Origin of the sequence: Pseudoalteromonas sp. SR44-5 (assembly GCF_014163675.1) — a bacterium.
In the GTDB taxonomy this organism is placed as follows: Bacteria; Pseudomonadota; Gammaproteobacteria; order Enterobacterales; family Alteromonadaceae; genus Pseudoalteromonas; species Pseudoalteromonas rhizosphaerae.
Genome location: NZ_JACJDT010000075.1, coordinates 1 through 9515, shown reverse-complemented (window position 1 = coordinate 9515; position 9515 = coordinate 1). Strand labels below are relative to the sequence as shown.

At 41.5% G+C, this 9515-nt stretch carries 6 protein-coding genes; 1 reads left to right on the top strand and 5 read right to left on the bottom strand.

Annotated features, from left to right (window positions below; translation table 11 throughout):
• Positions 1-53: 53 nt before the first annotated feature.
• Entirely contained in the window at positions 54-188 is a 135-nt protein-coding gene (locus H5154_RS23870; RefSeq protein ID WP_259398338.1) for a hypothetical protein, read from the bottom strand.
• An 11-nt stretch (positions 189-199) separates the two neighbouring features.
• Between H5154_RS23870 and yjgA the strand changes: the two genes are divergently transcribed.
• Positions 200-727, top strand: coding sequence for a ribosome biogenesis factor YjgA (gene yjgA / locus H5154_RS21885; RefSeq protein ID WP_145236713.1), 528 nt, complete (start codon positions 200-202; stop codon positions 725-727).
• A 1115-nt stretch (positions 728-1842) separates the two neighbouring features.
• Here yjgA and H5154_RS21880 read toward each other — a convergent pair.
• The 4 genes from H5154_RS21880 to H5154_RS21865 form a co-directional block, all read right to left on the bottom strand.
• Positions 1843-3213 (bottom strand): Gfo/Idh/MocA family protein, encoded by a 1371-nt coding sequence (locus H5154_RS21880; RefSeq protein ID WP_182719612.1) that lies wholly within the window; start codon positions 3211-3213, stop codon positions 1843-1845.
• Positions 3214-3630: 417 nt separating this feature from the next.
• Positions 3631-4704 (bottom strand): phosphotransferase enzyme family protein, encoded by a 1074-nt coding sequence (locus H5154_RS21875; protein WP_182719613.1) that lies wholly within the window; start codon positions 4702-4704, stop codon positions 3631-3633.
• 49 nt (positions 4705-4753) lie between these two features.
• A complete protein-coding gene (locus H5154_RS21870; protein ID WP_182719611.1) occupies positions 4754-5629 on the bottom strand; it encodes an NTP transferase domain-containing protein in 876 nt (291 codons plus the stop codon).
• 982 nt (positions 5630-6611) lie between these two features.
• Entirely contained in the window at positions 6612-8684 is a 2073-nt protein-coding gene (locus H5154_RS21865) for a M13 family metallopeptidase (RefSeq protein WP_182719610.1), read from the bottom strand.
• Between the last annotated feature and the right edge of the window lie 831 nt (positions 8685-9515).

The following is a 9515-nucleotide window of genomic DNA, read 5'->3' as shown; positions in this document are numbered from 1 at the left end:
AACGATGAGAGTAAGTGCCTGTGAAACGCCCAACGGGTTGGTTTAAAAGCGATTTATACTGCGTTATTGATTTTAACAATAGAACCACTATTACTTGCAATCAATGCCTTGCCTAAATCGCTTTTAACTCCAACGACGCTCGCATCTTGAGGTGGTTTGGGTATAATGACTGCAGTTAACGTTATCATATGAGTACCCCATGGCGAAGAAAAAAGGCAAGCCTGCTGAAATTGAAGAAGAAATTATCTATATATCAAAAAGTGAGCTAAAGCGCGAAGCGCAAGAGTTTCATCAGTTAGGTGCTGAAATTGCCAAAATGGGGAAAAAACAGCGCGAGCGCTTACCCTTAAATGACGATTTAAAAGCGGCAATGGTTGTTGCAGACAAAATCAGTAACAAAAGTGATGCATATCGTCGTCACTTAAATTACATCGCAAAAACTTTGCGTACCGTTGAGAATATCGAAGAGATCAACGCTATTATCGACATTATGTTGAATAAAAATAATCAAGCCGAAGTGATGATTAAAAAGATTGAGCAATTACGCGATGATTTAATTGCCCAAGGTGATGATTTAGTTAATCAAACCATTGAGCAATACCCGACTATTGATCGTCAAAAGTTACGTCAATTGGTGCGTAATGCGGCAAAAGAAGTAAAAATTGAAAAGCCAGCTAAAGGCTATAAAGAGCTATTTCAATATCTTAAAGAAAGTATCATGCGATAAGCTACATGTAATGTAGTAATGAATTGCCTATATTCAGTCTGGGTAAAAACACCCGCTATTTATAGGCAGTTACCGTTTAGTAAGCAGTAACGCCTCCCTCGCAGCAAATTAAAACACAGTAGGCGTTGAGCTTGCTGACGCACCAACACCACGCCACATTTAAAACGCGGTGGCAAGCCACTCGCCTACAAGTAATTAATTAAGCATCAAAGTAAAATTTAACACCGTAGGCGTTGAGCTTGCTGACGCACAAATACCACGCCACATTTAAAACGCGGTGGCAAGCCACTCGCCTACAAGTAAGTAATAAACATCAAAGTAAATTTAACACCGAGATAAACTTTAGCACCGTAGGCGTTAAGCTTGCTGACGCACCAACACCACTCCACATTTAAAACGCGGTGGCAAGCCACTCGCCTACAAGTAAGTAATAAACATCAAAGTAAATTTAACACCGAGATAAACTTTAACACCCGTAGGCGTTATGCTTGCTGACGCACAAACTCCGAGCCACATTTAAAACGCGGTGGCAAGCCACTAGCCTACAAGTGATTAATTAGACATCAAAGTAAACCTTAACACCGTAGGCGTTAAGCTTGCTGACGCACAAACACCAGAGCACATTTAAAACGCGGTGGCAAGCCACTCGCCTACAAGTGATTTAACACCGAGATAAACTTTAACACCCGTAGGCGTTAAGCTTGCTGACGCACAAACACCAGAGCACATTTAAAACGCGGTGGCAAGCCACTCGCCTACAAGTAATTAACTAAACATCAAAGTAAATTTAACACCGAGATAAACTTTAACACCGTAGGCGTTGAGCTTGCTGACGCACAAACTCCGAGCCACATTTAAAACGCGGTGGCAAGCCACTCGCCTACAAGTAATTAATTAAGCATCAAAGTAAAATTTAACACCGTAGGCGTTGAGCTTGCTGACGCACAAACACCACGCCACATTTAAAAACGCGGTGGCAAGCCACTCGCCTACAGGTAATTAATTAAACATCAAAGTAAATTTAACACCGAGATAAACTTTAACACCCGTAGGCGTTAAGCTTGCTGACGCAAAAACACAATATGCGCGAGTTTGCCTCGCGCAGCTCTTAGCATTTAACCAACTATTCCTAACGGTTTGGCGCTTTGCCATGCACCACGGGTAAAATCGGGAATATCAATTGACGCACTACGATTACTAACTGACTGTGCCGACAGCGGCGATATAACAGACCAAGCAGCGCCGTCGTAAACATCTTGATCAAGCGCCTCACCATTACGTAAACAATAAATCATCCGCCAGAACATTAAGAAGTCCATGCCGCCATGGCCGCCGTTACGCTCTGCCTCTTCGCCCATTTTGGTCCACAGTGGGTGGTCGTATTTTTTATACCAATCAGCCATTTCATAATCCCACTCATGGAAGCTCTTCGAACCACCATCTTCCAGCGCAATACGATTTGGAAAACCAGCAAACACACCGTTAGTGCCTTGAATTAAATTATGGCGCGAGTATGGACGTGGCGTGGTGGTATCATGTTGAACCATAATACTGCGCCCTTTTACTGTTTTGATAAGCGTGGTATTCATATCGCCAGCAATATAATTAAGCTGATTACGTTGATGATCGGCTGGAAATTCTTTCTTTGCATAGGCGCTACGGCCCAGTGCCGGCGAACTCATCGAGGTTAAAAAATCAAACCGATCGCCGCGATTAATATTCATATATTGTGACACAGGGCCTAAACCGTGCGTTGGATACAAATTACCGTTTCGTTTTGCATGCCAAGCGGTACGCCAAGAACCAGTTTTATGCTCCACTTCTTTCATTTGCCAACGTAATTCATGAATATACGCCGCCTCACCATGTAGCAGCTCACCAAACACGCCTTGGCGAACCATATTCAATACCATTAACTCATCACGACCATAGTTGACATTTTCCATCATCATACAGTTCTTTTGCGTGCGCTCAGCGGTATCAACTAGTTGCCACATTTCTTCAACCGTCAATGCTAATGGCACTTCAACAAAAGCATGCTTGCCACTATTCATGGTATCGATTGCCATCGGTGCATGCCACGACCATGGCGTAGAAATAATCACAATATCAATATCATCGCGATTAAGCATTGCTTGATAGGCATTATCAGCACCAGTATAAAGTGCAGGCTTAGTCAACCCTTTGTCAGTGAGGTAGTTAGCTGAACGCTGTAATACTTCGTCATGGGTATCACATATTGCTTTAATTTCTGTACCAGCAATATGACTCATACGCTTTACGTGGCCAAAACCACGCTGCCCTAAGCCTATAAACCCAACCCGTACTACATCCATTTTTGGCGCGACAAGGCCAATTACAGAGCGCCCTTGCGCTGGGGGAGTAATAACGCCACTTTGAGTACCCGTGGCACATCCTGAAATCACACTAGCCGCTGCCGTAGCACTCGCGGCTTTTAAAAAATCTCGACGATTAAACTGCTTCATTATTATTATCCTAGAACTAATCTAGTTTTAACTTACCTAAAACAGCTTGGGAGGTAAAGCAGATGGGGATGGATAGCATAGGAAGGGGTTAGAATTAACCCTAACTCTTGGTATTTAACCAATCTCAATCGACGATGTAGGAAATGGCTTTAGCCATGAATTTTATAAACCGCGCGGCGTAAAGCCGCGCCTACGACAACCCAAGCACCAATGCCAACCCGTAGGCAGGAGTTTACCTCGCGCAATTTTAAACGCGCCTCTTAACCTATTTGTGAATGAATCTTTTAAATCTTTCGTTCGCGGCTAAAGCCGGCTCCTACGAAAACTATTTTTGTACAAAGAGAAGTGAATGAGTGTTAGTGAGAAGATATTTCACTTCCCCCTAAAACCTACAACCTAGCCCTTTAACTGAAAAAATCACACATCTCTTAAAATAGCTTTAAGCGTGGTTTTTTTTGCGAGAATATCACGATATAAAGCAAACTGATTTTGCGCACGTTCTAAGTTATGGTTAGCATGCTTGATTGAAAAATAATGATCACCGTCAATGTAATCAGTTAAAAAACGTAGGCCAATCATAAAGGTCATTACTTTAGTGCCTAACCAAAAGCTTTGTTTTTCTTGTTCGGTAATCAAGTCTTTCAAAGGCTCTACATAACCTTTGACTACCGCTGCAAAAATCTCTTCACGCACACATACATTAGCTAAATCCGTTGAATCTTCTTGTTCAGGAGAGCAAAAAGTACGCACCATATCACCAAAATCATATAACCAATAACCAGGCATACAGGTGTCTAAATCAATCACCGCTTTGGCATCATTTGATATATTACAAAACAGCATATTATTAATTTTAGTATCATTATGACATGGTCGAACCGGTACAATGCCCGTCAATGCTTTAAGCTCATCAATTAAGCCAAATTGCGCGAAACAAAAATCAACGTCAGCTTGGCAGCTGGCTAAGCGCTGCTGTGGATCTTTTGCAACCACAGCTTTGAGCTTTTCAGCGCGCATCGCTAAATTATGAAAATCAGGAATAACATGATGTAGTTGCTTGGCATCAAAATCTTCTAAAGCAACAGCAAATTGACCAAATGCATTGGCTGCAGTTTGCGCTTGTGAAGTATTTAAAACTACATCTTCACTATAACTGCCGCCAATAAATTCGAGTGCGCGCCAAACACCGTTATCACAATCAACTAAATAGTTATTTTCAACTGTAGGAACATGGCGGATGATTGCTAAATCATACTCGCCTAATTGACGTTTTTTAGTTAAATGACGTTCAATTAAACGAGCATTTTTAACTAACATATCTGGTTCAGGAAAAACCTCGGTATTTAGTTTTTGAACAACTAATGATTTTTTTGGTGCAGTTAATAGCATAGTGCTATTTATGTGACCACTACCAATTGGCTTCATGCTGATTTTTTCACTACCAAGACCAAAACTCTCAGACAAGTAAACCGCAATGGAATTTGACTTCATACTTACTTCACTATTGTTGTGCCCGGGAAAAGGCAAGATCGGGGCTAGTTCATCCGTGACGTAATTCATATAATTTACCTGTAACATCCTGTAATTCTGATTTATAAGTCACTCCATACCACGACTCTTTTGCGCTATATATGGTAACTATTTGTTGATTAGATGTGATCGCTTGTTGAACTTGATCGGGTAAATAATACTCCATTTTGACACCGTTGTCATACTTTTGCAGAAACTCGTCAAAGCCTGCTTCTAGGCGGTCAAAAAATGTTGGCGTAATTGCCCAAAAACTCATTGATGCCAACGCATCCACGGCAATTTTCTCACGGAGCCCCTGCGGATTGTCACCCATTATTTGACCGTTCTCGTGCTGAATATTTAAATACTCAACAACATCAATTAATTGGTTATTTTTAACTTGGCATACGCCTCTATTCACCCCTCCTTGCTCTGACAAAGTATCAATAATAGGGTAACCCACCATAGCCCAACTAGTCAGGTTTTTAAAATGATCTGCGAGTAATAAAAATGACGACGCGCCATAATAATCATCGGCTGTGATGACGATCGCGGGGTTATGAACATGATCTTTAGCGCATAATAAAGCATGCCCGGTGCCCCAAGGCTTACTTCGCTGTTGTGCAAGTAATTGGAATTGTTCTGGCACTAAATCAATGCGTTGTTCAACCAACACAACATCAATCCCCATTGGTAAGCGCGGTAAAATCACTTGCTCAATCTCGCTGCGCACAGCCTGATTGATCACTAATACAACCTGAGTTACTCCTGCGGCAACAGCATCAGCAATACTCAACTCCATAATGGTACAACCCAACCCAGCAATCTCAGCGATTTGTTTATTGCCACCAAAACGAGAGCCCAAGCCACCCGCGAGGACAACTAAACTTAGATGATGTTTTTTCATTTTTAATCAGCTTTAACGTTTAATAAAGCTGAGTTTACCAGTTTCAACCGCCAGATCTAGCTATAGGAGCTAGGTTTTAGGGGATAGGTTCTAGCCTAGCACCTAGTCACTTCCCTAGTAGGCGTTAAGCTTGCTGACGCAAAAACACCAGAGCACATTTCAAAACGCGGTGGCAAGCCACTCGCCTACAAGTAATTAATTAAACATCAAAGTGAATTTAACACCGAGATAAACTTTAACACCGTAGGCGTTAAGCTTGCTGACGCACAAACTCCACACCACATTTAAAACGCGGTGGCAAGCCACTCGCCTACAAGTAATTAATTAAAACATCAAAGTAAAATTTAACACCCGTAGGCGTTAAGCTTGCTGACGCACAAACACCGTTCCACATTTAAAATGCGGTGGCAAGCCACTCGCCTACAAGTAATTAATTAAACACCAAAGTAAAATTTAACACCGTAGGCGTTGAGCTTGCTGACGCACCAACACCGAGCCACATTTAAAACGCGGTGGCAAGCCACTCGCCTACAAGTAATTAATTAAACATCAAAGTAAACTTTAACACAGTAGGCGTTGAGCTTGCTGACGCACCAACACCACGCCACATTTTGAAACGCGGTGGCAAGCCACTCGCCTACAAGTAAGTAATTAATTAGACACCAGAGTAAAATTTAACACCCGTAGGCGTTAAGCTTGCTGACGCAAAACACCACAACACATTTTAAAACGCGGTGGCAAGCCACTTGTCTACAAGTAATTAATTAAACATCAGAGTAAAATTTAACACCCGTAGGCGTTAAGCTTGCTGACGCACAAAGAGAAGACAATGAGGGTAAATGCCATGGGCTTCGAGCAACGCGCTCCTAGTCACTTCCCTAGCACCTAGCCCCTTTATCCTTGATCTTTAACCTTTTACTCCCCCTCAAAAAAAAACGGCGGCCTCAGCCACCGTTTTATCAGCAAACCATTTAAAATTTGATTACCAAATTTTTACCCGGTCAGCAGGTTTAATATACATTTTATCGCCTTCTTTTACGTCAAACGCTTGATAAAACTCAGGCATATTCGACAAGATACCGATCACGCGGTAATGGCTTGGTGAATGCGGATCTGTCATTAGGCGGTTACGTAGCTCTTCGTCACGGTATTTACGACGCCAAATTTGCGACCAACCCATAAAGAAGCGCTGATCACCGGTATAACCATCAATGACTGGCGCTTTATCGCCACCTAGCGATAGCTGATAAGCAGTGAAAGCAACCGTTAGGCCACCTAAATCGCCAATATTCTCACCTAAGGTCAATTGACCATTAACACTGGCATCTGCAAATGGTTGATACTCGTTATACTGTGCAACTAACTGACCAGTGCGCTCTTCAAACTGTTTAAGGTCTGACTCGCTCCACCAATCACGTAAATTACCATCACCATCATACTTAGCACCTTGGTCATCAAAACCATGCCCTAACTCGTGACCAATTACCGCACCAATTGCACCGTAGTTAACCGCATCATCAGCTTCTAAGTTAAAAAATGGTGGTTGTAAAATTGCCGCAGGAAATACAATTTCGTTATTCACCGGGTTATAGTAAGCATTTACTGTTTGTGGTGTCATATGCCATTCAGAACGATCCACTGGCTTACCTAGCTTGTCAATCATATCGGCATAAGCCCATTCACTATGGCGAATATAGTTACCAACTAAATCATCCGCATTAATGCTTAACTGTGAATAGTCTTTCCAGTTATCTGGGTAGCCAATTTTTGGGGTAAATTTGTCGAGCTTTTCTTTCGCAGCAAGCTTGGTTTCAGGGCTCATCCACTCAAGATTTTCAATCGCAACGCCATAGCCTTTGATCACGTTATCAACTAACTCTTCCATGCGCGCTTTTGCTTCTGGCGGGAAATTGTCTTTAACGTACACTTTTCCTAAAATTTCACCTAACACTTCATTTGATGCATCAACGGCTTGTTTCCAAAGCGGAGTTTGCTCTTTTACGCCGCGTAATGTGGTGCTGTAAAAGTTAAAGTTTAAATCAACCAGATCTTTATCTAATATACCTGCGTAGTTACTTACTAAATGAAATTTAAGGTATTGTTGCCACGTTTCAAGGTCTGTTGCTTTATAAATATCGGCAAACTTTTCAAAGTAGCTAGGCTGACTGACGATAATATCTTGTACATTTACACCAGACGCTTTGAAGTATTCAGCAAGGTCAAACTCACCAGTTAGCTTACTTGCATCACTTACGCTCATTTTGTTATAAGACTTTGTAGCATCACGACTTTCAACACGCGTCCACTGTGCATCAGCAATACTGGTTTCAAGTGCAATAATTGCTTTAGCAGCTTCATCGGCTTTTTCTACACCTGCGCGTTTTAGAACGTCAGCAATGTAAACTTGGTACGCGGCACGAATTTTAGTGAACTTTTCGTCGTCTTTTAAGTAATAATCACGATCAGGTAAGCCAAGGCCTGATTGATACGCATATAATGCATTTTCACTCGAGTTCTTAGCGTCATTATTTACATACCAACCAAATGGCACCGCGCCACCTTGAATACGTATTTGCGCCATAAGTGTAACTAAATCAGACTTATTTTTAACACCATCAATAGCAGTTAACGGACCATTTAGCGGTGTTATACCTAATTCATCACGCTTGGCTTCATTCATGTAACTCTTAAAGAACGCACCTAGCTTATATTCATCAGTTCCGGCTTTAGCAGCTGTATTAGCAGCCGCTTGTTCAAGCACTGTTTTCATTGCGGCTTGAGAGTCGTCATACAATTGTGAGAATGAACCGTAATTTGATTTATCGCCAGGGATCTCAGTCGTCGCCAACCATTGACCATTAATGTGATAATAAAAATCATCCTGTGCACGGACCGACTTATCTATATTTGCTAATTCAATACCTGAATTTAACTGCTCTACTGGTGCGCTAACCACCGTGGCCTCAGGCGCTTTTGTTGATTCTTGTTTTTCGCCACAACCGACTAATCCCAAAGCAAGTGCAATACTTGCCGCAGTTAGAGTTACTTTTTTCATGACTATCTCATTTGTTAGTTATCGTTTAAATATTCACCACTCAAATAAAGTACTTCGATAGAATATTCGCTATTTCCATATTAAACTTGTTCAGTGCAACAATAAACCGATGAACCAAAACAAGCGCTTTTAATATGTAACAAAGTTTGTAAGCGAGGGTTTATCACTCGCAATTTTAAGTTCACCACCGAGCAATGAAAGATATAGGTTAAAGGCAGAGACTAGCTCCATCTAACATCTAAATACAAAAGCGCGGCATAAAACCACACCTACAAGCAATTAATTAGACATCAAAGTAAATTTAACACCGAGACAAACTTTAACACCCATAGGCGTTAAGCTTGCTGACGCAAAAACACTACATTTCAAAACGCGGTGGCAAGCCACTCGCCTACAAGTAATTAATTAAACATCAGAGTAAAATTTAACACCGAGATAAACTTTAACACCCGTAGGCGTTAAGCTTGCTGACGCACAAACACCACACCACATTTTGAAACGCGGTGGCAAGCCACTCGCCTACAAGTAATTAATTAAACATCAGAGTAAAATTTAACACCGAGATAAACTTTAACACCCGTAGGCGTTAAGCTTGCTGACGCAAAACACCACAACACATTTTAAAACGCGGTGGCAAGCCACTTGTCTACAAGTAATTAATTAAACATCAGAGTAAAATTTAACACCCGTAGGCGTTGAGCTTGCTTGCATATTCTCACCAGCTTTGATCACCCAATGGCATTAACTTTGATCGCTTATTCTCATTAAGCTTTGATCACGAAAATTACGCGATAATGATCACTTTTGTGTTCTTAATGATTTTGCCGATCA